22 protein-coding genes and 2 tRNA genes are annotated in these 23,186 nt (G+C 73.6%); 15 read left to right on the forward strand and 9 right to left on the reverse strand.

What is annotated here, in order from left to right; translation table 11 throughout:
- Nucleotides 1-35: 35 nt before the first annotated feature.
- Both ACIBTV_RS03700 and ACIBTV_RS03705 read left to right on the forward strand, forming a co-directional pair.
- Nucleotides 36-569 (forward strand): M48 family metallopeptidase, encoded by a 534-nt coding sequence (locus ACIBTV_RS03700; RefSeq protein WP_396701933.1) that lies wholly within the window; start codon nt 36-38, stop codon nt 567-569.
- A 17-nt stretch (nt 570-586) separates the two neighbouring features.
- Nucleotides 587-1,180, forward strand: coding sequence for a hypothetical protein (locus ACIBTV_RS03705; RefSeq protein WP_396701935.1), 594 nt, complete (start codon nt 587-589; stop codon nt 1,178-1,180).
- A gap of 112 nt (nt 1,181-1,292) precedes the next feature.
- Here ACIBTV_RS03705 and ACIBTV_RS03710 read toward each other — a convergent pair whose 3' ends face one another.
- Complete coding sequence (locus tag ACIBTV_RS03710) at nt 1,293-2,522, reverse strand: zinc-dependent metalloprotease (RefSeq protein WP_396701937.1); 1,230 nt, start codon at nt 2,520-2,522, stop codon at nt 1,293-1,295.
- A gap of 183 nt (nt 2,523-2,705) precedes the next feature.
- Between ACIBTV_RS03710 and ACIBTV_RS03715 the strand changes: the two genes are divergently transcribed.
- From ACIBTV_RS03715 to ACIBTV_RS03750, 8 genes are all read left to right on the forward strand, one after another.
- Complete coding sequence (locus ACIBTV_RS03715; RefSeq protein WP_396701939.1) at nt 2,706-3,719, forward strand: PDZ domain-containing protein; 1,014 nt, start codon at nt 2,706-2,708, stop codon at nt 3,717-3,719.
- A gap of 167 nt (nt 3,720-3,886) precedes the next feature.
- Nucleotides 3,887-6,892 (forward strand): UPF0182 family protein, encoded by a 3,006-nt coding sequence (locus ACIBTV_RS03720; RefSeq protein ID WP_396701941.1) that lies wholly within the window; start codon nt 3,887-3,889, stop codon nt 6,890-6,892.
- A gap of 185 nt (nt 6,893-7,077) precedes the next feature.
- Nucleotides 7,078-7,587 (forward strand): SigE family RNA polymerase sigma factor, encoded by a 510-nt coding sequence (locus tag ACIBTV_RS03725; RefSeq protein ID WP_396701943.1) that lies wholly within the window; start codon nt 7,078-7,080, stop codon nt 7,585-7,587.
- A complete protein-coding gene (locus ACIBTV_RS03730; protein WP_396701945.1) occupies nt 7,577-8,494 on the forward strand; it encodes a hypothetical protein in 918 nt (305 codons plus the stop codon). The genes ACIBTV_RS03725 and ACIBTV_RS03730 overlap by 11 nt, the downstream gene beginning before the upstream one ends.
- Nucleotides 8,495-8,583: 89 nt before the next feature.
- Nucleotides 8,584-8,657 (forward strand) — tRNA-Met (locus ACIBTV_RS03735).
- Nucleotides 8,658-8,905: 248 nt separating this feature from the next.
- A tRNA-Met gene (locus ACIBTV_RS03740) sits at nt 8,906-8,979 on the forward strand.
- 109 nt (nt 8,980-9,088) lie between these two features.
- Entirely contained in the window at nt 9,089-9,652 is a 564-nt protein-coding gene (locus ACIBTV_RS03745; RefSeq protein WP_396701947.1) for a hypothetical protein, read from the forward strand.
- 129 nt (nt 9,653-9,781) lie between these two features.
- Nucleotides 9,782-10,030, forward strand: a complete 249-nt coding sequence (locus ACIBTV_RS03750) for a hypothetical protein (protein ID WP_396701949.1) — start codon at nt 9,782-9,784, stop codon at nt 10,028-10,030.
- Between the two features lie 82 nt (nt 10,031-10,112).
- Here the strand turns inward: ACIBTV_RS03750 and ACIBTV_RS03755 are convergent, their stop codons facing one another.
- Nucleotides 10,113-11,450, reverse strand: coding sequence for an ABC transporter substrate-binding protein (locus ACIBTV_RS03755; protein ID WP_396701951.1), 1,338 nt, complete (start codon nt 11,448-11,450; stop codon nt 10,113-10,115).
- A gap of 166 nt (nt 11,451-11,616) precedes the next feature.
- Here ACIBTV_RS03755 and ACIBTV_RS03760 point away from each other — a divergent pair, with 166 nt between their 5' ends.
- On the forward strand, nt 11,617-12,450 hold the full coding sequence (locus tag ACIBTV_RS03760; protein ID WP_396701953.1) for a phosphoribosylaminoimidazolesuccinocarboxamide synthase: 834 nt from the start codon (nt 11,617-11,619) through the stop codon (nt 12,448-12,450).
- An 84-nt stretch (nt 12,451-12,534) separates the two neighbouring features.
- On the opposite strand, the gene glpK is transcribed toward ACIBTV_RS03760, so the two are convergent.
- Nucleotides 12,535-14,019: a glycerol kinase GlpK gene (gene glpK / locus ACIBTV_RS03765; RefSeq protein WP_396701955.1), complete on the reverse strand. Its 1,485-nt coding sequence runs from the start codon at nt 14,017-14,019 to the stop codon at nt 12,535-12,537.
- Nucleotides 14,020-14,120: 101 nt separating this feature from the next.
- Between glpK and ACIBTV_RS03770 the strand changes: the two genes are divergently transcribed.
- Nucleotides 14,121-15,059: a ribose-phosphate diphosphokinase gene (locus tag ACIBTV_RS03770; RefSeq protein WP_396701957.1), complete on the forward strand. Its 939-nt coding sequence runs from the start codon at nt 14,121-14,123 to the stop codon at nt 15,057-15,059.
- A gap of 21 nt (nt 15,060-15,080) precedes the next feature.
- Here ACIBTV_RS03770 and ACIBTV_RS03775 read toward each other — a convergent pair whose 3' ends face one another.
- The gene (locus tag ACIBTV_RS03775) at nt 15,081-15,536 is read right to left on the reverse strand and encodes an ATP-binding protein (RefSeq protein WP_396701958.1); all 456 of its coding nucleotides are present in this window, start codon (nt 15,534-15,536) and stop codon (nt 15,081-15,083) included.
- A 120-nt stretch (nt 15,537-15,656) separates the two neighbouring features.
- On the opposite strand from ACIBTV_RS03775, the gene macS reads away from it, so the two are divergent.
- Both macS and ACIBTV_RS03785 read left to right on the forward strand, forming a co-directional pair.
- On the forward strand, nt 15,657-16,781 hold the full coding sequence (gene macS / locus ACIBTV_RS03780; protein WP_396701960.1) for a MacS family sensor histidine kinase: 1,125 nt from the start codon (nt 15,657-15,659) through the stop codon (nt 16,779-16,781).
- Nucleotides 16,778-17,476: a response regulator gene (locus tag ACIBTV_RS03785; protein WP_396701962.1), complete on the forward strand. Its 699-nt coding sequence runs from the start codon at nt 16,778-16,780 to the stop codon at nt 17,474-17,476. The genes macS and ACIBTV_RS03785 overlap by 4 nt, the downstream gene beginning before the upstream one ends.
- 17 nt (nt 17,477-17,493) lie before the next feature.
- On the opposite strand, the gene ACIBTV_RS03790 is transcribed toward ACIBTV_RS03785, so the two are convergent.
- From ACIBTV_RS03790 to ACIBTV_RS03800, 3 genes are all read right to left on the reverse strand, one after another.
- A complete protein-coding gene (locus ACIBTV_RS03790; RefSeq protein ID WP_396701964.1) occupies nt 17,494-18,066 on the reverse strand; it encodes a DUF5709 domain-containing protein in 573 nt (190 codons plus the stop codon).
- 103 nt (nt 18,067-18,169) lie between these two features.
- On the reverse strand, nt 18,170-18,964 hold the full coding sequence (locus tag ACIBTV_RS03795; protein WP_396701966.1) for an ATP-binding protein: 795 nt from the start codon (nt 18,962-18,964) through the stop codon (nt 18,170-18,172).
- Entirely contained in the window at nt 18,964-19,962 is a 999-nt protein-coding gene (locus ACIBTV_RS03800; protein WP_396701968.1) for an SDR family oxidoreductase, read from the reverse strand. Before ACIBTV_RS03800 ends, ACIBTV_RS03795 begins: the two co-directional genes overlap by 1 nt.
- A gap of 233 nt (nt 19,963-20,195) precedes the next feature.
- Between ACIBTV_RS03800 and ACIBTV_RS03805 the strand changes: the two genes are divergently transcribed.
- Nucleotides 20,196-21,395 carry a glycosyltransferase gene (locus ACIBTV_RS03805; protein WP_396701970.1) on the forward strand — a complete coding sequence of 400 codons (1,200 nt, stop codon included), beginning with the start codon at nt 20,196-20,198 and terminating at the stop codon, nt 21,393-21,395.
- A 36-nt stretch (nt 21,396-21,431) separates the two neighbouring features.
- Here the strand turns inward: ACIBTV_RS03805 and ACIBTV_RS03810 are convergent, their stop codons facing one another.
- Both ACIBTV_RS03810 and hisN read right to left on the reverse strand, forming a co-directional pair.
- Nucleotides 21,432-22,286: a hypothetical protein gene (locus ACIBTV_RS03810; protein WP_396702073.1), complete on the reverse strand. Its 855-nt coding sequence runs from the start codon at nt 22,284-22,286 to the stop codon at nt 21,432-21,434.
- Nucleotides 22,287-22,345: 59 nt separating this feature from the next.
- Entirely contained in the window at nt 22,346-23,164 is an 819-nt protein-coding gene (gene hisN / locus ACIBTV_RS03815; RefSeq protein ID WP_396701972.1) for a histidinol-phosphatase, read from the reverse strand.
- Between the last annotated feature and the right edge of the window lie 22 nt (nt 23,165-23,186).

The raw sequence follows: 23,186 nt of genomic DNA on the forward strand, positions 1-23,186 counted from the left end.
CTCGTGGCAGCAAACCGAGGCTGCGCGGGTCTGTGATGGCAGGCGTGCGCAAGCCGGTTGTCGAGGTGCGGCGCAGCCAGCGCCGGCGACGCACGGTGTCCGCGTACCGCGACGGTGAGCGTGTCGTCGTCCTGATCCCCGACCAGTTCTCCCGGGCCGAGGAGAGCGAGTGGGTCGACCGCATGCTGGCCCGGCTCGCCGCCCGGGAGGGGCGCTTGGGCCGCTCCGACGCCGAGCTGCTCGCCCGGGCCACCCGGTTGATCACCGCCTACCTCGCCGAGTACGGCGCCCAGGCCGTTCCGGCAAGCGTCCGCTGGGTGACCAACCAGAACGGCCGCTGGGGCTCCTGCACCCCCGCCGACCGGACCATCCGCATCTCACACCGCGTCCAGGAGATGCCGGACTGGGTGATCGACTACGTGCTCCTGCACGAGCTCGCCCACCTCATCGTGCCCAGTCACAACAGCGCGTTCTGGGCGTTGGTCGGCCGCTATCCCAAGGCCGAGCGCGCCCGCGGCTACCTGGAGGGTGTCGCGGCGGCGGCCTGCGTGCCGGCCCTCACCGACTGAACGACTAGGGTCGGGGCGTGGTGCGGCGTGTGGTGGTGGCCCTGCTCGGCCCGGTGGCGTGGGCTCCGCCCGGCGTCGAGCCGAAGCGGTGGCGCACCGCGCTCGCCGAGGACACCGTCGACCTGCTCGCCACTCTGAACGAGGTCGACACGGCCGTGGCGGTCACCCCGGCAGACCGCTGGCTCGCCGACGCCGTGACCTGGCCGGACATGGCCGTCCATGAGGTCACCGAGCCGACCCCCAACGCGGTGTTCGCGGCCCTGACCGGCTACGAGCAGGCGGCCGTGCTCGCCCCCGACGCCCCCGACCTGCCCGGCCTCACCGTCGGCAAGCTGCTCCGGCCGCTGACCAGCCGACCGGCCGCGGTGGCTCCGGCCGAGAACGGTCCCGGTCTGCTGGGCGTCGCCGTACGGCTGCCCGTGCCCGACTGGCTGCCGACGCTGGACCTGGACCATTCGCTGCCGACGGCGGTCCGGGCCGCGGCGCCGCACCCCGGCGACCTGGCCGTCACTCCGGCCTGGCGACGGCTGCGCGGCCCGGCCGACCTGGCCACTCTCGACCCGGCCCTGGAGGGCTGGGAGGCCACCCGTGCCCTGCTCTCCGGCGGCTGAGCGGGCGCACAGCGCCGCCGGCCCGACCGGCGGAACAGCTGGCGGGTCGACCGGTCCGGCCGGGTGCGGACGGCCCGGGCCGGCGTCGCGCTGACGCCGGCCGGGGAACGGGTCAGGGGCGCTTGTCGTCGTCGGTATCGTCGTCTGGCCGGCGCTCCGACTCGCCGGGCACCTGCTCCTCGGGGCCGCCGGGGGCGCTGAAGTCGAACCCCTCCAGCTCGCTCAGGTCGAACTCGGACATCGCGAACGCGACCGGGTCAGCGAAGTCGTCCTCGGAGGGGAGCAGGTCGGGGTGGCCCCAGAGCGCGTCCCGCCCGGAGATGCCGCGGTGCTCGGTGAGCGCCGCCCACAGCGCGGCCGCCTCGCGCAGCCGGCGCGGACGCAGCTCCAGACCGACCAGCGCGGCGAAGGTCTGCTCGGCCGGGCCGCCGGCGGCCCGGCGGCGACGGAACGCCTCGGCCAGCCGGACCACGTTCGGCAGCCGACCCGTGGCCGCGCTGTCCACCACGTGGCAGACCCACCCCTCGACCAGCGCCAGCGCGGTCTCCAGTCGGGCGAGCGACGCCTTCTGGGCCGGGCTGTCCTCCGGCGTGAAGATGCCCTCCAGGGCGATCGCCTGCATGGACTCGGGATCGGTCGGGTCGACCCGGCCCATCGCCTCCTCGATCGCCTCCCGGTTGACCCGGATGCCCGAGGCGTACATCTCGACGGCGCTGAGCACGTGCCCGCGCAGCCACGGGACGTGCTGGAAGAGCCGCTGGTGGGCGGCCTCGCGCAGGGCCACGTAGAGCCGGACCTCGTCCTCCGGCAGCTCCAGGCCCTCGCCGTACGCCTTGATGTTGGCCGGGATGAGCGCGGCCGTGCCGGCCGGGCCGAGCGGCAGCCCGATGTCGCCGGCGGAGAGCACCTCGGCGGCGAGCGAGCCGAGCGCCTGGCCGAGCTGGCCGCCGAAGAGCGCCCCGCCGAGGGTGGCCACCATCGACTGCATCGGGCCGAGCTGGGCACGGGCCTCCGGCGGCACCAGGTCACCCATGGCGCCGACCATGCGGCTGGCCACCGGGTCGCAGAGCTTGCGCCAGACGTCCAGGGTCTTGTAGATCCACTCGTTCCGGTTCCAGGCCACCGAGGTCTGGATGCCGGACGGCAGGGCGGAGGCCGGCTCCAGCCAGAGATCGGCCAGGCGGAGCGCCTCCTCCACCGCGTTGCGCTCGTAGGGCGACACCGCCGGGTCGCCCGCGGCCGCGAGCTGGCTCGCCGCCACCTGCCGCGCCAGGTCCCAGTTGACCGGCCCGCTGCCCGACGTGGCGAACAGGTTCTGCAACTGCGACATGAACTGCTGCATCTGCGCGGGATCGTTGGGGTCTGGTGGCTGCCCACCCGGAAGCGCAAAACCGAACGGAATATCAGGCACGACGTCTACGGTACGCGCGCCACGCCCCAGGTCGCGCCGCTGGCGTTGCGCTGAGGGCGAAGTCGTTCCCGCGGGTCGCCGAGGCGGTCCGGGCCGGTCGGTACGCTCAGCCGCATGAGACGTCGCGGCCTGACCGTCCTGCTCGGTGCCCTGCTCACCGCCCTGCTCAGCATCGGCGTGCTCGGCACCCCGATCCCGTACGTGGTGCTCGGCCCGGGCCCGACGGTCAACACGCTGGGCAGCGAGAACGGCAAGGAGGTCATCCAGGTCTCCGGCCGGGAGACCTCCACCTCGGCGGGCCAGCTGCGGCTCACCACGGTCGGCGTGCAGCCCACGGTCAAGCTCCGCTCGGCGATCGTCGGCTGGTTCTCCCGGGACGAGGCGGTCGTGCCCCGGGAACTGGTCTACCCGCCGGGCGAGTCGCAGGAGCAGGTCGAGCAGCGCAACGCCGAGGACTTCGCCGCCTCGCAGACCAGCGCGGAGACCGCGGCGCTGCGCGAGCTGGGCTTCCCGGTCAAGGTGGTCGTGAAGACGGTGGCCGCGGACGGCCCGGCCAACGGGGTGCTCAAGCCGGGCGACCAGCTGACCTCGGTCGACGGTCAGCCGGTGCCGGTCGCCGCCCGGCTCACCGAGCTGATCCGAGCCAAGCCGGCCGGCACGGCGCTGACCATCGGCTACACCCGGGCCGGCACGCCGGCCACCGCCCAGGTCACCAGCCGCGAGCAGGACGGCCGCCCGCGGATCGGCGTCGAGATCGAGCAGCAGCAGCCGCACCCGTTCAACCTGAACATCGACCTGGAGGACATCGGCGGTCCCAGCGCCGGCCTGATGTTCGCGCTCGGCATCATCGACAAGCTGACCCCCGCCGACCTGACCGGCGGCATGGTGATCGCCGGCACCGGCACCATCGACGACGAGGGGAAGGTCGGCCCGATCGGCGGCATCCCGCAGAAGCTGGTCGGCGCGAAGCGGGCCGGGGCCAAGGTCTTCCTGGTGCCGGAGGACAACTGCGCGGAGGCCGTCCGCAACCCGCAACCCGACCTGCCGCTGATCAAGGTCGGGTCGCTCGACGAGGCGCTGGGCGCACTCGAGACGCTGCGGGCGGGAGGCCAGCCGACCCGCTGCTGACTCCGCCACGGCGCCGCCGGCGGCCCGACACGGTCCCGCCGAGTCTCCGTCGACGGGCCGCCATCGGCAGCTCGGCGTGACCGTGGGACGCCACGCTCAGGAACACCCCGTACTCTGGTTGCCTGGTCGGAGCCGATCACATCGAGCGTGCGGAGCCAACAGTGGTCATGCGTAGCAGCAGCCCCCTGCCGAGAATGAGCCGGCGCGGACGCGTCACGATCGCTGTCCTGGTGGGCGTGTTCGTGCTGTTCACGCTGCTCGGGTGGGGCGTACAGGCCTGGACGGACTGGCTCTGGTTCGACGAGGTCGACTACACCGAGGTCTTCACCGGGGTGCTCGTCACCCGGCTGCTGCTCTTCCTCGTCGTCGGCCTGGCCATGGCGCTGGTGGTCGGCGGCAACCTCTGGCTGGCCCACCGGCTGCGCCCGCGGTTGCGTCCGCACTCGGCCGAGCAGGCCACTCTCGAGCGTTACCGGATGGCGCTGAGCCCTCGACTGGGCACCTGGATCGCGGTGGTCGCCGGGGTCGTCGGCCTCTTCGCCGGGCTCTCCGCGCAGAGCCGGTGGAACCAGTGGCTGCTCTTCCGCAACGGCGGGAGCTTCGGCGTCAAGGACCCGGAGTTCGGCATCGACGTCGGCTTCTACGTCTTCCAACTGCCGTTCTGGCGTTACCTGCTCGGCGTCGGCTTCACCGCGGTGGTGCTGGCCGTGGTCGGGGCGCTGGCCGTGCACTACCTCTTCGGCGGGGTGCGGCTGCAGGGCGTCGGCGACCGGATGACCAACGCGGCCCGGGCCCACCTGAGCACGCTGGTCGCGGTCTTCGTCGGGCTCAAGGCCATCGCGTACGTGCTGGACCGGCGGGCGATGCTGCTGGAGTACAACGAGGGCGCCAAGCTCTTCGGCGCCGGCTACGCCGACGTCAACGCGCTGCTGCCGGCGAAGGAGATCCTGGCGTACATCTCGATCGTCGTGGCGGTCGCGATCCTCATCTTCTCCAACGCCTGGATGCGGAACCTGGTCTGGCCGGGCATCTCGCTGGCCCTGCTGGGCCTCTCCGCGGTGGCGATCGGCGGCATCTACCCCTGGGCGGTGCAGACCTTCGAGGTCAAGCCGAGCGCCAAGGAGAAGGAGGCGCCGTACATCCAGCGCAGCATCGACGCGACCCGCACGGCCTTCGGGCTGGCGGACACGAAGACCACGGCGTACGCGGCGGACAACCTCACCCCGCCGGCCAGCCTGGCCACCGACACCTCGGTCGTGCCGAACGTCCGGCTGCTCGACCCGCAGCTGGTCAGCGAGACGTACACCCAGCTCCAGCAGGTCCGGGGTTTCTACGACTTCGGCCCGAAGCTGGACATCGACCGCTACGGGGTGAACGGCAAGACCTCCGACTACGTGGTCGGCGTCCGGGAGATCAACTACGGCGAGCTGACCGACCAGCAGAACACCTGGATCAACCGGCACACCGTCTACACGCACGGTTACGGGCTGGTGGCGGCCCCCGCCAACCAGGTCGTCTGCGGCGGCCAGCCGTTCTTCGTCTCCGGCTTCCTCGGTGTGAAGACGCAGGAGGCATGCTCCTCGCAGACCGAGCAGATCCCGGCGACCCAGCCGCGGATCTACTACGGCGAGCGGATGGAGGACGGCGACTACGCGATCGTCGGCCAGACCGACCCGAACAAGAAGGCGGAGTTCGACCGGCCGGTCGGCGAGGGCGGCGGCGAGTCGTACACCTACACCGGTGAGGGCGGCGTCTCGATCGGCTCGTTCCCCCGCCGGCTGCTCTACGCCCTCAAGGAGCAGGAGTCGAACTTCCTGCTCTCCGGCGCGGTCAACGAGAACTCGAAGCTGCTCTACGTCCGCAACCCGCGGGACCGGGTGGAGAAGGTCGCGCCCTTCCTCACGCTCGACGGCGACCCGTACCCGGCGGTGGTGGGCGGCCGCGTGCAGTGGATCGTCGACGGCTACACGACGGCGGCGACCTACCCGTACGCGGAGCGGGTCAACCTGCGCGAGGAGACCACCGACGAGCTGACCGGCCGGGGCACGTTCCAGCTGGCCCGGGAGAACGTCAACTACATCCGCAACTCGGTCAAGGCCACCGTCGACGCGTACGACGGAACGGTCCGGCTCTACGAGTTCGACGAGAACGACCCGGTGCTGAAGGCCTGGAACAAGGCGTTCGGCGGCGACCTGGTGCTGCCGAAGAAGGACATCCCCGCCGAGTTGGCCGAGCACTTCCGCTACCCGGCCGACCTGTTCAAGGTGCAGCGCAACCTGCTCATCAAGTTCCACGTGACCAACCCCGGCGACTTCTACTCGGCGCAGGACTTCTGGCAGGTGCCGAACGTGCCGGACGCGCCCGACAGCGGCCAGAAGCAGCCGCCGTACTACCTGTTCACCGAGTTCCCGGGGCAGGACGGGCCGCGCTTCCAGCTCACCTCCGCGGTCACCCCGAACGGGCGGCAGAACCTCGCCGCGTTGATCTCCGGGTCGTACGTCGACGGGCAGCCGAAGCTGGAGGTGCTGGAGCTGCCCGACCAGACGGCGATCTCCGGGCCGGTGCAGGTGCACCAGCGGATGACGAACACCAACACGAACATCCGCCAGCAGCTGAACCTGCTCTCCTCCAACCAGGCGCAGGTCCAGTACGGCAACCTGCTCTCGCTGCCCTTCGCCAACGGCATGCTCTACGTCGAGCCGGTCTACGTGAAGAGCAACCAGCAGGACGCGTACCCGCTGCTGCAGAAGGTGCTGATGTCGTACGGCGACGGCGGCTCGTACGTCGCGCTGGCCGACAACGTCGCCGACGGCATCAAACAGCTCGCTGAGCAGGGCAAGCGGGCCGGGCAGCAGCCGGGCACCACCACCCCGCCGCCGCCCACGGGCGGCAACCCGCCGCCTCCGACCACCGGCGACGACGAACCGCCGCTGACCGGCGAGCTGGCCGCCGCGGCGGACCGGGTGCAGGCCGCGATCACCGAGGTCCGGGCCGCGCAGGCGTCCGGTGACTTCGAGCGGTACGGGCGGGCGCTCAAGACGCTGGACGAGGCGCTCACCGCCTTCCAGCAGGCCCAGGGGCAGGCCACACCCACCTCGGGTGGCAGCCCGGCCCCGAGCGGCAGCCCGTCGCCGTCGTCGACCGGCAGCCCGCCGCCCGGATCGGGCGGCTGACCCACCGCACCCGGACACCTCCTGGAGCCCTCGTCGTCGGACCGCACCCGGTCCTGACGGCGGGGGCTCCGGCATGCCCGGCCCACACCCGTCTGTCGCCCTTCCGACCGGGCCGAACCGCCCGCAACCTCGGACAGCGGTGCGTCGTCCTTCCTGCAACGGGGCGCGGACGAGGGGGAACAGTGGTGAGGGACGCGCAGAGCTTCGACGAGTTCTACCGCAGCACCGCCCGGCGGATGCTGCGTTACGGCTACGCGGTCACCGGCGACCACACCGAGGCGCAGGATCTCGTGCAGGAGGCGTACGCCCGGGCCTGGCGGCAGTGGGGGATGCTCGCGGCGCACCCGGCGCCGGAGGCGTGGCTGAGACTGGTGGTCGCCCGGCTGGCGACCGACCGGTGGCGGCGTCTGCACCGCTGGCGGGGGGTGCTGAGCCGGACCGGACCGCCGGCCACCACGCCACCGCCGAGCGAGGACGGCGTGCTGCTCGTCCGCGCGCTGCGGCAGCTGCCGACCGCTCAACGGCAGGCCCTGGCCCTGCACTACCTCTTCGACATGCCGGTGGAGGAGATCGCCCGGGAGACCGGGGCCTCCGTCGGCACCGTGAAGTCCTGGCTGTCCCGGGGCCGTGCCCGGCTCGCCGCCCTGCTGCCCGACCTCTCCACGATGGAGCTGGAGGCGAATGATGTCAGCTGAACTCTCCCACCTCTACCGGTCGCTCACGGCCATCGCCGACGGCCAGGAGCTGGCCCACCCCGAGGTGATCCGGCGGCACGCCGACCGGCGGGGTCGCGTCCGGGCCACCGGGACCGCGCTCGCGGTGGCGTTGCTGCTCGGCGGGGTGGCCACCGGCGGCCGGCTGGTGTTCTCGGCCGACGAGCCCGCGCCGGTCCCGCCGCCCGCCGACACCCCCGGCCCGGTGCCGACCAGCCCGGCGCTCAGCCCGTCCGCGTCGCCGTCGGCACCGGCGTCCGTGCCGAGCACGCGGACCGCCGAGCCGTCGGCGGCACCGAGCACCGCCCAGCCGACCCGCCGCCCGCCCACCTCGATCCCGGACCGGGCCTTCTTCGTCCTGGCGCCGGCGAACCAGCTGGGCCTGGAGACGGCGCGCGCGACGCCGCTGCTGCCGACGCTCTGCGCGGCCCGCTTTCCCAGCGAGGCCGCCGTGGTGCAGCGCCGCGCCCGTAACCTGGCCTACAAGCTGGCGAGCACGCCACCGGGCAGCGTGCCGGACGGCAGCTACCTGCACAGCATCACCATCTACCGACCGGGCCGCGCCGACGACGTGCTGCGGGAGCTGCGGCAGGCCGTCCGCTCCTGCCCCCGGCAGGGGCCGGACGAGACCGGGGTGACCTGGCGGCAGCGGCTGCTGGACCCGGGGGAGTACGGGGACGAGTCGGTGCTGTTCGAGATGCGGGCGCCGTACCCCGAGGGCATGGGTGAACCGGGTGACGAGCAGGTCCGGCTGGTCCGGGCGGTGCGGATCGATGACGTGGTGACGGTGCTGTGGGAGCAGGGCTGGGAGAACACCTCCGCCGAGCGCGCCCAGGTCGACGCCGACAGCCGCCGGGCGGTGCGGGCGATCGAGGACTGGCTCGACTGACGTCGACCCAGGTCAGCGGGGGCGGCGGCGGTGTGCCTGAAGGCCGTTTTGCGGTGCCCCGGGTCGGTGCGCTACGGTTAGCGGGCCGACGCGGGGTGGAGCAGCTCGGTAGCTCGCTGGGCTCATAACCCAGAGGTCGCAGGTTCAAATCCTGTCCCCGCTACGAGAGAAACACCAGGTCAGGGCCCGTTCCCCAGGTAGGGGGGCGGGCCCTTCGCCGTCGGTGGCGTCGCCAGTGTGGACGCTCGCCTCGCGGTCTCCCGTGCGGCGGGTGCCGCGCTCGACGCCGGTCGGCCGTGGCGCCCGGCGGCTGCCGCGGGAACCCTCCCACGAGCGCCCGGCGCTGCTCGTCGCCGAATCGGTGGCCCCGCGATCATCATCGCCGGGGATGGGGTAGAGTTGAAGAACCGACGCGGGGTGGAGCAGCTCGGTAGCTCGCTGGGCTCATAACCCAGAGGTCGCAGGTTCAAATCCTGTCCCCGCTACGAGAGAGAAGAACCCGGGCCCGGGAAACCGGCCCGGGTTCTTCCGTTTCCGCCGGCAGCGCGCGGTTGATCGTGGCGCGTACGGTGTGGGCGACCTGAGGAGACTCCGATGGCCCTGCCGCGACCGCGCCGCAAGCCCCGCAACGTCCGCTTCTTCGCCCTGCTCGCCGTGCTGATCGTGCTCGGCGTCGGGGTCGTCTACGGCCTCCACTGGGCGGCGAACCCGTGGGCGCTGGCCCTGCCCGGCAAGCCCGCGCTGACCGGCTACTGGCAGGGCGTGGTGCCGTACGGCCCGGGTGACGACCGCCCGGTCGTCCTGCGCCTCGACGACGACGAGCCCAGTGCGACCGACCGCTGCGGCGACTGCCCGGATCTCTCCGGCGGGTTGAAGGTCTGCCGGGCGGGGCAGGTCGAGCAGTACGAGGTCTGGGGCGACGCGGTCAACTACCTCGGCACCCGCTTCCGCCTGCACACCCGCCCGGACACGGAGTCGGCCGGTCCGCGCCTGAACGGGTTCGACGGCGACTGGGACCGTGACCGGCTCACCATCCGCACGTCGTTCACCAACCTGGGAGCCGACGGCGCGGTCGTTGCCGGGTCGGGTGAGCCGACGGTGGAGTTCGCGTTGACCCGCGCCGGCGAGGCGGACTTCGACACCCCGCCCTGCCGGTGACCGCGTCCCTCGGCGCCGCGCGGATCTTCTCCACGGTGGCCGCCGGGAACGCGGACGCGGCACGTGACCGGGGCCGCGTGTCCTGCTCGGCGCGCTGCCGATGTTGCGCTTCTCGGCGAGGATGTGGGCATGTCTTCTTTCGGTAAGTGGTGGGGCCGGCTCGGCGCGGTCCTCGGTGGGGTCGTGCTCGCGCTGTACGTGCCCGTGGCGGCGTGGGCGGCGAGCGGGACGGGCGAGCTGGTGGTCGAGGCCGCCCGGCGCCGCTCGCGCGGTGGCTTCGGGTTCATCGGCCTGCTCTGCTGCCTCGTGGTGGTCGTGGTGATCGTGCTCCTGCTGCTGCGCCTGACGCGCAACCGCCGGGGCGGCCCGCCGCGCTGACCCCGGTCGCCGGGGCCTCAGTACGGCTCCCGCCGGCCGGCGCCCGCCGCGGCGCGGCCGGCCGGTCCGGGGCTTCACCCGGTCAGGTGGTCAGCGCCGCGTCGGCCTGGGCGAGGAAGCGGGTCGCCGCCGGGCGGGGGCGGACCCCACCGGACCGGACGCTCTCGGCGGCGGCGACGAGCAGGGAACGGACGCGGGCGTGCCCCTTCGGCGGCGGCGCCGGAGCCGGCCCGACGGCCACACCGAGGGTCTCGCCGAGGGCGGCCACGCGTCGCTGGACGGGGTCGGTGACGTCGCCGCTCACCGCCCGGCGTACGGCCTGGCTGGGGCTGAGCCCTCGCTCGTACCCGAGGACGGCACCGGCCGAGCCGTTGCCGGTGAGGAAGTTGAGGACGTCGACCGCCACGTCCGGGTGCCGACAGCCGCGGAAGACCGACCAGTACATCGATGCCCGCGCCCACTGCGCGCCGGTGGAGCCGGGGAAGCCCGCCACACCCAGCTCGGCCTTCGTGAGGCTCTGCAGTTCGGGGAGCTGGTGCGACCAGGCGAACGAGGCGGCGGTCAGCCCCGAGACCACCAGCTGCCGGGCCGGTTCCCCGCCGTCGGCCTGCTCGACCAAGGCGGCGCCGGGGGTGGCCCGCCCGGCCCGGGCCCGCTGCCACAGCTCGAACCAGTTGACCAGGTCCTCGACGGTGAAGCCCGGTTTCCGGCCCCGGTAGAGCTCGCCACCCTGGCCGCGCAGCCACAGCCAGAGCGCCCGGTAGTCGCCGGACGGGTCGGTGGTGCCGGCGACGCGGCCCCGGCTCGTCGTGGTGACCTGCTGGGCCCAGGCGACGTACTCGGCCCAAGTCATTCCGGTGTGCGGCTCGGGCAGCCGCAGCTCGCGCAGCACGGTCCGGTTGAAGACCACCGCCGCCGCCGTCTGCCCCGCCGCGACGCCGACCGTCCGGCCGTCCACCTGGCCGTAACGGGCCAGCCCGTCGGGCAGGTTGCGCAGGTCCAGCCGGTGGTCGGCGACGTGGGAGCTGAGGTCGAGAAGGATCTCGCGCTGGGCGTACTCGGTGAGGACGGTGTCGTCGACCTGGACGATGTCGGGCACGTTGCCGCCGGCGGCCTGCGTGGCGAGCCGGTCGTAGTAGCCGTCGGCGCCCTGCCAGGTGACGCGGAAACCGACCCGGGGGTTGCGCTCGGTGTAGAGGCGCAGGGCCCGTTCGGTCAGCTCCGCCCGCTTGGCGTCGCCCCACCAGAAGACCGACAACGTCACCGGCCCGTCGCGTTGCGGGCTGGCCGTGGGGCCGCCGCTGCATCCGGTGAGCCCGCCGCCGCTGGCCAGCACCGGGGCCCCCAGCAGCGCGGCCAGCAGCCGGCGTCGGCCCGGGTCGGCGCCGGAGCCGGAAAGGGACGCTCGGGCAGCGGGCACGCGGGGCTCCTGAGGGGGCGAAGGGGGACGGCCGGCCCATTCACGCAGGCACCGCCCGGAAGTGTCAACGTCCGTCCGGCCACTCGCCGCCCGCCGCGCGCGGACCCGTCGATGCGCCCGGCCACCCCTGGCCGACGTACGCAGGACACATGGTCTACTAGGCCGCGTGGAACTTCTGCACTCGGGCAAGGTCCGGGACGTCTACGCCGACGGCGACGACCTGATCCTGGTCGCCTCCGACCGCATCTCGATCTACGACGTCGCGATTCCGACGCCGGTCCCGGACAAGGGCCGCCTGCTCACCGCGCTGTCGCTGTGGTGGTTCGACCAGCTCTCCGACGTGGTGCCGAACCACGTCATCTCGGCGACCGACGTGCCGGCCGAGTACGCCGGCCGGGCGATCCGCGTCCGACGGCTGGAGATGCTCCCGGTCGAGTGCGTCGCCCGTGGCTACCTCACCGGCGGCGGCCTGAGGGAGTACGAGCGGACCGGTGCGGTCTCCGGCGTGCCGCTGCCGCGTGGCCTGGTGGAGGCGTCCATCCTGCCCGAGCCGATCTTCACCCCGTCGACCAAGGCGCCGTTCGGCGAGCACGACGAGCCGATCACGTACGCCGACGTGGTGGCGAAGGTCGGTGAGGCGACCGCCGAGCGGCTGCGCCAGATCACCATCGACATCTACCGGCGCGGCGCCGAGATCGCGGCGGAGCGGGGCATCCTGGTCGCCGACACCAAGCTTGAGCTGGGCTGGGCGCCGGACGGCACGCTGGTCCTCGGCGACGAGCTGCTGACCTCCGACTCCTCCCGGTTCTGGCCGGCCCAGTCGTACCAGCCGGGGCGGGTCCAGTTCTCCTACGACAAGCAGTACGTGCGGGACTGGGCCACCAACAGCGGCTGGGACAAGCAGGCCCCGGCGCCGGAGATGCCGGACGACGTGGTCGAGGCGACCCGCGCCCGCTACGTCGACGTCTACGAGACGCTCACCGGCCTGCGCTGGGAGTGACCACGGCGTGACGCCCGTGCCCGACCGGACGCGGGTGCCCGCCCGGCGGTCACCGCCCGCCCGGGCTGCCCGGCCCGGGCGGGCTCAGTCCACCCAGTCGAGGGTGCGCTGCACCGCCTTGCGCCAGTTGCGCAGCTCCCGCTCACGGTGGGCCGGGTCCATCGCCGGCGTCCACTCGGCGTCGGAGCGCCAGTGCGCCCGCAGGGTGCCCAGGTCCGGCCAGTAGCCGACCGCCAGCCCGGCCGCGTACGCGGCGCCGAGGCAGGTCGTCTCGGTGATCCGGGGGCGGACCACCGGCACGTCGAGCACGTCGGCGAGGAACTGCATCAGCAGCGTGTTGGCGGTCATCCCGCCGTCGACCCGCAGCCGGCGCAGCGCCACGTCGGAGTCGGCGTTCATCGCGTCGACCACCTCCCGGGTCTGCCAGGCCGACGCCTCCAGCACCGCCCGGGCCAGGTGGCCCTTGGTGATGTACCCGGTGAGCCCGGCGATCACCCCACGGGCGTCGCTGCGCCAGTGCGGCGCGAAGAGCCCGGAGAAGGCCGGGACCACGTAGCAGCCGCCGTTGTCGTCGACGGTGCGGGCGAGATCTTCGACCTCGGGCGCGGTGGAGATCAGGCCGAGGTTGTCCCGCAGCCACTGCACCAGCGAACCGGTCACCGCGATGGCGCCCTCCAGCGCGTACGCGGCGGGCTGCCCGGCGATCCGGTAGGCCACCGTGGTGAGCAGGCCGTGCGCGGAGGTGACCGGGCTGGCCCCGGTGTTGAGCAGCAGGAAACTGCCCGTGCCGTAGGTGCACTTGGCCTCGCCGGGCTGGAAGCAGGTCTGCCCGAACAGGGCGGCCTGCTGGTCGCCGAGGGCGCCGGCCACGGGCACCCCGGCGAGCACACCGGTGGCCGTGCCGTAGACCTCGGCGGAGCCGCGGATCTCCGGCAGCATCGCGGCCGGCACGCCCATCGCGTCGAGCAGTTCGGCGTCCCAGTCCAGAGTGGTCAGGTCCATCAGCATGGTGCGGCTGGCGTTGGTCACGTCGGTGACGTGCCGGCCGGTGAGCTTCCAGATCAGCCAGCTGTCCATGGTGCCGAACAGCACCTCACCGGCCTCGGCGCGGGCCCGTAGACCGTCGGTGTGCTCCAGCAGCCAGCGCAGCTTGGGGCCGGCGAAGTAGGTGGCCAGCGGCAGGCCGGTGCGGGTCCGGAACCACTCCTCGCCGTGTGTCTCGTCGAGCGCGCGCAGTTGCGGGCCGGTCCGGGTGTCCTGCCAGACGATCGCGTTGGCCACCGGACGCCCGGTCGCCCGGTCCCAGACGAGCGTCGTCTCCCGCTGGTTCGTGATGCCGACCGCGGCCAGCCTGGACGGGTCGGTGCCGGCGGCGTCCAGCGCCTCGCGCACCACCCGCTCGACGTTGGCCCAGATCTCCTCGGCGTCGTGCTCCACCCAACCGGGGCGGGGAAGGATCTGCCGGTGTTCGCGCTGCGCCACGGAGACGACATCCCCGGCCCGGTCGAAGATGATGCACCGCGAGGAGGTGGTGCCCTGGTCGATGGCGGCGACGTACTCTCCGGTCACGGCAGCACCGTACCCAAACCCACGCCGCCGCGCCGACCGCTGACGCCGCGCCTCGGCCCGGCGCAGCCGGCGGGCGGAGATCGACCGTACGATGTGCGAACGTGCGTGACATCGCCGTCTTCAGCGGAACCGCCCATCCCGAACTGGCCGCCGAGATCTGCACCCAGCTGGGTGTGCCGCTGCACCCGGTGCGGGTGTCCCGCTTCGCGAACGACTGCCTGGAGGTGCAGCTCCAGGCCAACTGCCGGGAGCGGGACGTCTTCCTGATCCAGCCCCTGGTGCCGCCGGTGCAGGAGCACCTGGTCGAGCTGCTGCTCATGATCGACGCCGCCCGTGGCGCCTCCGCCGGCCGGATCACCGTGGTGCTGCCGCACTACGCGTACGCCCGGTCGGACAAGAAGGACGCGCCCCGCATCTCGATCGGCGGGCGGCTCGTCGCCGACCTGCTCACCTCGGCCGGCGCGGACCGCGTGCTGGCCATGACGCTGCACTCGCCGCAGGTGCACGGCTTCTTCAGCGTGCCGGTCGACCACCTGCACGCGCTGCGCGAACTGGCCGGCCACTTCCGGCGCTACGACCTCGCCGACAGCGTCGTCGTCTCGCCCGACCTCGGCAACGCCAAAGAGGCGGCGGCCTTCGCCCGGATGCTCGGCACACCGGTGGCCGCCGGTGCGAAGCAGCGGTTCAGCGACGACAAGGTCACGATCAGCGCGGTGATCGGCGACGTGGACGGCCGGGACGTCATCGTGCTGGACGACGAGATCGCCAAGGGCAGCACGGTGATCGAGCTGATGGATCACCTGCGGGGGCGTCACGTCCGCTCGATCCGCCTGGCCTGCACCCACGGTCTCTTCTCCAGCGGGGCGTTGCAGCGGCTCAGCGAGCAGGAGGGTGTGCTGGAGATCGTGTGCACCAACACGGTGCCGATCCCGGTGGAGAAGCGGGTGCCGAAGCTGAAGGTGCTCTCGGTGGCGCCGGCGCTGGCCGAGGCGATGCGACGGATCCACAACGGCGAGTCGGTCAGCGCCCTCTTCGGCTGAGCGGCCGCGTACGCCGTGGGCTCAGTCGGGCCGGCCGATCGGGGCGCCGACGACGGCGGTGATCCGCACGACGGTGCCGGTGTCGCCGCTCTCGACCTCCATGGTGTCGCTGAGCTGCCGGGCCAGCCAGAGCCCCCAGCCGCCGACGGTCGCCGGCTCCGGGCGGCTGCGGTTGCCGAGCCGCTCGGCGCTGATCCCGTGCCCGTGGTCGGCGACCTCGCAGACCAGTTCGTCGCCCCGCCGCCACAGCCGCAGGGCGCCCTGCCCGCCGCCGTGCCGCACCGCGTTGGTGATCAGCTCGTTGACCGCGAGCGCGAAGTCGTCGAGGCGCTGACCACGCAGCCCCGCCGCGTGCGCGCAGGAGGTGACCGAGTGACGCAGCTCGGTCACCTGGGCCTGATCGAAGGCGTCGGCGATGAGGAGAGACGGTTCTATGGGCACAACCGTACGCGGTGGGTCGGGATCGGCATTCGTCATGGGCCCGTCCGGACAGCGGATCGTGGAGTGACTTCGCGGCATTTCCACCGTACGTCAGGGTTTTCCGGCCCGCAGCGGGCGGCCCCTGCGCTCATGACGTCCTGTGGCATCGTGGCGCCCATGCCGTCGTCGCCGGGTGGGTTCGAGGTGCCGCTCTGGCGGGCCCTCGCGGTGTTCCGGGTCGCCTCCCTCGCGTACGTCTGCGTGCTGGCCGTGCGCGACGCCGACCGCTACGCCCATCCGCTCGCCGCCGCGGGCCTGGTCCTGGTCATGGCCGTCTGGACCGGGGTGACCGCCGTCGGCTACGCGCGCCCGCCCTGGCGCGGGTGGCCCCTGCTCCTGGCCGACCTCGGGGTGGTGCTGGCGATCATGCTCGCCACGCCGTGGGTGATGGGCCGGGCGGCCCTGCACGCCGGGGTGCCGACCCTCGCGGTGGCCTGGCTCGCCGGCCCGGTGCTGGCCTGGGCGGTCTCCGGCGGGCGGCGCCGGGGCACGGTCGCCGCTCTGGTGATCGGTGGCGCCGACCTCGCGACCCGGGAGCGGATCAGCCAGTCGTCGCTGACCGGGGTCATCCTCATCCTGCTGGCCGGGGTGGTGGTCGGGCACGTCGCCCGGTTGGCGGTCACCGCCGAGGAGCGGCTGCACCGAGCCGTGGAGTTGGAGGCGGCGACCCGGGAGCGGGAGCGGCTGGCCCGGGACATCCACGACTCGGTGCTCCAGGTGCTCGCCATGGTGCAGCGGCGCGGCGCCCACCTGCCGGGGGAGGCGGGGGAGCTGGCCCGGCTGGCGGGCGAGCAGGAGGCGGCGCTGCGGGCCCTGATCGCCGGGGCCGGTCCACCCGCGCCCAGCGAGGACGGCCCGGTCGACCTGCGGGCCCTGCTCGGCCGCCACGCCGCCGCGACGGTCTCGGTCTCCGCGCCGGCCACGCCGGTGCCCCTGCCCGCGCAGGTCGCCCGCGAGCTGGCCGCGGCCACGACGGCGGCGCTGGACAACGTCGAACGGCACGGCGGCGGCCGTGCCTGGGTGCTGATCGAGGACGAGGGGGCGACGGTGACCGTGTCCGTACGCGACGAGGGGCCGGGAATCCCGGACGGCCGGCTCGACCAGGCGGCGGCCGAGGGCCGGCTCGGCGTGGCCCAGTCGATCCGGGGGCGGATCGCCGACCTGGGCGGCGAGGCCCGGATCGTCTCGACGCCCGGCGCCGGGACCGAGGTGGAGCTGACCGTGCCGAGGGCGGGGCGATGACCGAGCGGCAGCCGTCCGGCCCGGTGCGGGTCATGGTCGTCGACGACCACCCGATGTGGCGTGCGGGCGTGGCCCGGGACCTGACCGAGGCCGGTCACCTGGTCGTGGCCACCACCGGCGAGGGCCGGCAGGCGGTCCGCGTGGCGGCCGCCGCCCGACCCGACGTGGTGGTGCTGGACCTCCAACTGCCGGACGTCTCCGGCGTGGACGTGATCCAGGGCCTGCGCGCCGCGCTGCCGCAGGTGCGGGTGCTGATGCTCTCGGCCAGCGGCGAGCAGCAGAGCGTCCTGGACGCGGTCAAGGCGGGCGCCACCGGCTACCTGGTGAAGTCGGCCGCGCCGAGCGAGTTCCTGGACGCGGTGCGCCGTACGGCGGCCGGTGAACCGGTCTTCACTCCCGGCCTCGCCGGCCTGGTCCTCGGCGAGTACCGCCGGCTGGCCGCCGACCCGCCGCCGGACGGGCCCGACGGTCCGGCCGGGGCACCGGACGCCGGTGCCGCGCCTCGGCTCACCGACCGGGAGACCGAGGTGCTCCGGTTGGTGGCCAAGGGGATGTCGTACAAGCAGATCGCCCAGCGGCTCGGGCTCTCGCACCGTACGGTGCAGAACCACGTGCAGAACACGCTGGGCAAGCTGCAACTGCACAACCGGGTCGAGCTGACCCGGTACGCGATCGAACGGGGCCTGGACGACTGAGTCGCCGGGACCGACGGTCAGACCGAGTGCGGCGGCTGGGTCTCATGGATCGCCAGCTCCTCGGCGCTCGCGCCGCCGCCGGCGGAGCCCGCGTCGTACGCCACGTTGTCGGTCTCCTGGTCGGTGTGCGCGCCCTCGTCCGGTTCGACGATCCGGCCGACGGTGGCGTCCGCGACCGTACCGAGCTGCCCGTGGTCGTAGAGCGAGACCGGCGAGTCGGGGTCCGAGGTCGGGCCCGGATCGATCACGTCGGCGTCGAGCTGGGCCTGCGCCGCCATCTCCCGGCTGTCCGCCTCGGCGGCGATGGCCGGATCGACCGGCCCGGCCAGCGGGTCGTCCACCGGCCGCTCGAAGCGCTCCCGCTGGAGCTTGTAGTCGAGCGACTCGCCGTCGAGCTGTTCGTCGGCGGTGGTCCCGAACCGGTCCACGGCGAGCGGAGCCCGGTCCGCCGGCAGCTGGGCCGGGTCCGGGCCGTCCGCCTCGCGACCGGTCAGCACGTCGTCGTTCGCGGTCGAGTCGTCATCGGCGGTCCCCGGCAGGCCGTCGGCCTCGGGGTCGGACACGGGGGTCGGGTACTCGTCGTCGCGCATGACGGATCTCTACCCACTCGATCCGTCGATCATGCCCTGCGTCGGGCTGACGAAGGCCGCAAAAGCCCACGAACCGCCCAGGCGCGACCAGTCCCGCCGCTGGTCAGGTCGGTGGCTGGTCGGCGGGGTCGAGAACGCACCACACGACCTTGCCGTCCGGGACCGGGCTGCTGCCCCAGCGCCGGGCCACCGTGTCGATCAACAGCAGTCCGCGGCCGCCGGTCGACGTCAGCGGGGCGAGCCCGGCGAAGGCGGGCCGGCGCGTCGAGTGGTCCCGCACGGCCAGGCGCAGCAGGTCGCCGTCCGGGGCGAGCCGCACGGTCATCGGCGTACGGGCGTGCGCCACCACGTTGTTGACCAGCTCGGTGACCGCGATGGTGCCCGGCTCGGCGAGGACCGGCAGACCCCACCGTCGACAACCGTCGGTGACCAGCTCCCGGGCCCGGCGGGCGGCCCCCGGCACCGGGGCGAGATCGGCGTTGAGCACCGCCGCCATCGGCGACTCCGCCAGCGCGGCCAACGCACCCTCCAGGCTCGGCCAGACGGGCGTACCCCCCAGTGCCGGGTCATCGGCGGCGGCCTGCGGATCGGACAGCAGCAGGCCGGCCGCCGGCCAGTCGGCGACCGCACGATTGACGTCGGCGAAGACCGCCCGGGCGGCCGGGTCGGCGATCCGCAGGCCGGTCAGGTCGGCCACCACCGGGCCGGGTCGGGCGCAGAGCACGTCGAGCAGCGCGTCGCGTACGGCGGCCGTGCCGGACCGGTCGAGCACCCCGGTGACCCGGACGACCGGGCCCGACTGATCCGCCTCGACCAGGCAGCGCAGGTCCGACCGCGTGATCGTCTCGCGGTGACTGTCGATCGCCGCCCGGGCGTCCGTCCGCTCGGTCGGGCCCATCAGTGGCCCGCCCTGGCCCGACGGGTCCGGGCCGCCATGGTGCCGACCGCCGTGCCCGCGGCGGCGAGACCGAACGCGGCGGTCATCCGCACCAGTTGCCGGCGACGGCCCTGCCATCCGCCGTCGCGTCGGCCCTCCGCGTCGGCTCGGAACACGTTGCCGCTGGTGTCCGCCCGGGCACCCGGCCCGAACTGGGTCCAGTGCGCGTACCAGCCGAGGGTGCGTTCGGCCAGCGCCGGCGCCAACCGCCACTGGAGGCCGATGAGCCGGGCCGCGCCCCCGGCGTACGCCTCGCGGCGCGGGCGGCGCAGCAGCCGCACGATGGTCGCCGCGACCTTCTCCGGCGGGTAGATCGGCGGTGGTGGGACGAGCTCCCGGCCGGTGTGGTTGGCCGCGTGCCGGAAGAACGGGGTGTCGATGGTGGCCGGCAGGACGGTGCAGATCGAGATGTTGCCCCGGCCGGTGACCCGTAGCTCCTGCCGCACCGTGTCGGCGAGCCCGCGGATGCCGTGCTTGGTCGCGTTGTACGCGGACTGGTACGGCATCGCCACCTCGGCGAGGACCGAGGCATTGTTGATCACCACGCCGCCGCCGGCGGCGCCGAGGTGGGGCAGCGCGGCCCGGATGCCGTGCACCGCGCCGAGCAGGTTCACCTCCAGCACGCGACGGAACTCGGCGACCGGGATCTCGTCGAAGAGCCCGACGGCGCTGACCGCCGCGTTGTTGATCCAGCCGTCGATCCGGCCGAACTCCGCTGCTGCCCGGTCGGCGAGGCGCTGCACGGAGCCGGCGTCGGTCACATCGGTCGGCACGACCAGGGCTCGGCCGCCGAGCTTCCGGCAGCGCTGCGCCACCGAGGTCAGGGCGGACTCGCTCCGGGCGGCCAGCACGACGGCCGCACCGCGCCGGGCCAGCGCGTACGCGGTGGCCGTGCCGATCCCGCTGGAGGCGCCGGTGATCACCACGGTGGCGTCGTCGAGGCTGCGGGTGAGAGGCATTCTTCGCCGGTACCCCCGGTCGGCCCGCCTCATGCCGCCAAGCCTTCGTGGAATTACCACGTAGCGTGATCAACCGGGCGGTCACAGGAGCGACGCCGGTGATTGCCGTGGCGCAAGTGTCTGAGGCACCTGCCGGGCTCTTCCTGATCTGCCAGGTTTCGGCTTACGAGGCCCTGGTTAATGGGACCCTCTGACCGGGAGGACCACCGCTGAAGATCGCATGGAGGTGACCCATGCGCGTCGGTCTCGTCTGCGCGCACGCTGACCCGTTTCGGACGTCCGACGGCCCGACCGTCGGCACCCACCATCACATCGCACGGGTCGCTGCCGAGCTCGCCAGACGGGGCCACGACGTGCGGGTCTACGAACGCCGGGACGACCCGGCCGCGCCCGCCACGGTGGACGTCGACGGCTACCGGGTGGAGCGCGCACCCATCGGGCCGCCCGCCCCCCTGCCCACCGCCGACCTCGTACCGCTCGTGCCCGAGTTCGGCACGTGGCTGACCGACCGCTGGACCGGTGAGTGGCAGCCGGACGTGGTGCACGGGCACTACTGGGTCGGCGGGCTCGCCGCCGCGCACGCCGTGCGGGAGACCGACATCCCGGTCGTGCAGACCTTCCACTCGCTCGGCGTCGAGCAGCTTCGCCACCTCGGCCGCGAGTACGACGGCCCGGGGCAGCGGATCCCGCTGGAGCGGGCGTTGACCCGGGCGGTGGACATCGCGGTCGCCCAATGCAACGACGAGGTCGACGAACTCACCCGGATGGGCCTGCAACGCACGTCGGTGGCGATGGTGCCCGCCGGGGTGGACACCGAGCAGTTCCATCCGGACGGTGAGGCGGCGCCCCGGGACCAGCGGGCCCGCATCCTCTCCGTGGGTGGTCTCGCGGCGGGCCACGGCCAGGAGGACCTGATCCGCGCGATGCGCCTGGTCGGCGACGCCGAGCTGGTGATCGCCGGTGGTCCGCCGGTCGAGCAGCTCGCCACCCACGCCGAGGCTCGGCGACTGCGCGAGCTCGCCGAGCGCCACGGCGTCGCCGAGCAGGTGCGCCTGGTGGGCGCCGTGCCGCACGACCAGATGGCGACCTGGTACCGGTCCGCGGACGTGGTCGCCTGCACCCCGCACTACTCATCGGCGGGCCGGGTGTCGCTGGAGGCGATGGCGTGCGGCGTACCGGTGGTCGGCTACGCGATGGGTGGGATCGCCGACGCGGTCGTGGACGAGGTCACCGGTCGGCTGGTGCTGCCGGGCGACGTCCGCACCCTGGGGGTGACGCTGCGCCGGCTGCTCGCCGACAACGCCGGCCGGTTCGCGTACGGGCACGCGGCGGTGGACCGGGTGCGGTGCAGCTACACGTGGGAGCGGACCGCCGGGGCGCTGGAGCGCCTCTACGAGCGGGTGGTGGGCCGGCGCAAGCCCGTCGAGGCCTGACCCGGCCGGGTTCGGTCGGCAGGCCCGCCCGGCCCGTCAGAGCGGCTGGCCGGCGCCCGCCATCGCCCTGCCGCGATCGGAGCCGGCCGCGTGGTGGTGCTGCGGTTCGGCGTACCGGGTCAGACCGATCACCGCACCCAGGGTGACCAGGAAGCCCACGCCGGCCAGCCACTCCCGGCCCGGCCAGATCTTGTCGTTGAGCAGCAGCAGGCCCACGATCGCCGCGGGCAGCGCCCCGGCCGCGTCCATCGCCGCCACCGCCGCCGTGGTCGACCCCCGCTGCATCGCCAGGCCGAGCAGCAACTGCCCGACGATCGAGTGCGCGATCAGCAGGTAGAGCAGGGGGTTGCGGACGAAGACCTCGGCCGACGGCGTGGAGGCCAGCGGCCGGGCGGCCACCGCGGCGGCGGAGAACGCCAGGCCGGCCAGCGAACCGAGCGCCACCGAACCGGGCGCGCCGTGCAGCCGGACGGCGAAGAAGCCGGCCACGGCGATGGCGACGAGCACCACCAGCAGGGCGACCAGCCCGGCCGGACCGAGCTGCCGCGACGGGGCCGGCCGGGCCGCCAGCACCAGCGCGCTGATCCCCGCGAAGAGCAGCGCCAGCAGGACCACCTCGGCGAGCGGCAGCCGCCACTTCAGCACCACCACGCCGAGGATGGCGGTGACCCCGAGCCCGGCCGCCACGCTCGCCTGCACCAGGAACAGCGGAAGGTCGCGGCGGGCCAGGAAGGCCAACACGAAGCCGCCGACCTGACAGGCCAACCCGACCAGGTAGGTGCGGTGACCGGCGAGCCGCAGCAGCAGCCCGGGGTCGAAGGTGTGATGCACCGTCGTGCGGGCCGCGGCCACCGACTGGAGCAGGTTGGCGATGCCGTACGCGATGATCATCGCCGCGAGGAAGCACCAGCCGGAGGAGACCACCTCGCGAGGATAGAGGTTGGCGAGGGTCAGCGCGCGGCTGGTGGACCCAGCCGCGCCAGGATGTCGGCGTGCAGCACCCCGTTGCTCGCGATCGCGCTGTGCTCACCCACCGGGCCGCTGGCCAGGGCGGGAGCGCCGGACAGATCGGTGATGGTGCCTCCGGCCTCGGCCACGATCGGCACCAGCGCGGCCACGTCCCACAGCGACAGCTCCGGCTCCACCATCACGTCGAGTGCGCCTTCGGCGAGCAGCATGTAGCCGTAGAAATCCCCGTACGCCCGGCTGCGCCAGCAGTCCCGCATCAGCTCCAGCATCGCGTCCAGCCGGCCGACGTCCTCCCAGCCGGTGAGCGACGAGTAGCAGAAGCTGGCGTCGGCGAGCCGCCCCACCCCGGAGACCCGGATCGGCTCGCCGGTGGTCCGGTCGCGACCGGCGTACGCCCCGGCGCCCTCCGCGGCCCACCAGCGGCGGCCCAGCGCCGGCGCGGAGACCAGCCCGAGCACCGGCCGGTCACCCTCCAGCAGCGCGATCAGGGTCGCCCAGACCGGTACGCCCCGGACGAAGTTCTTCGTGCCGTCGATCGGGTCGATCACCCAGCGGCGGCCCTCCGGCCCGGTCGCCGGCTGCGCGCCGTACTCCTCGCCGAGCAGCCCGTCGGCCGGTCGGTGCGTCGCCAGCAGCGCCCGGATCTCCCGCTCCACCGCGGTGTCCGCGTCGGAGACCGGGGTCAGGTCGGGCTTCGCCTCCACCCGCAGGTCGAGGGCGCGGAAACGGGCCGTCGACACCGCGTCGGCGGCGTCGGCGAGCAGGTGGGCGAGGTCGAGGTCGGCGGCGTACCCGGTCATGTCCGGAACCTAGCCGATGCCG

Source organism: Micromonospora sp. NPDC049366 (assembly GCF_044466625.1).
Classification (GTDB): domain Bacteria; phylum Actinomycetota; class Actinomycetes; order Mycobacteriales; family Micromonosporaceae; genus Micromonospora.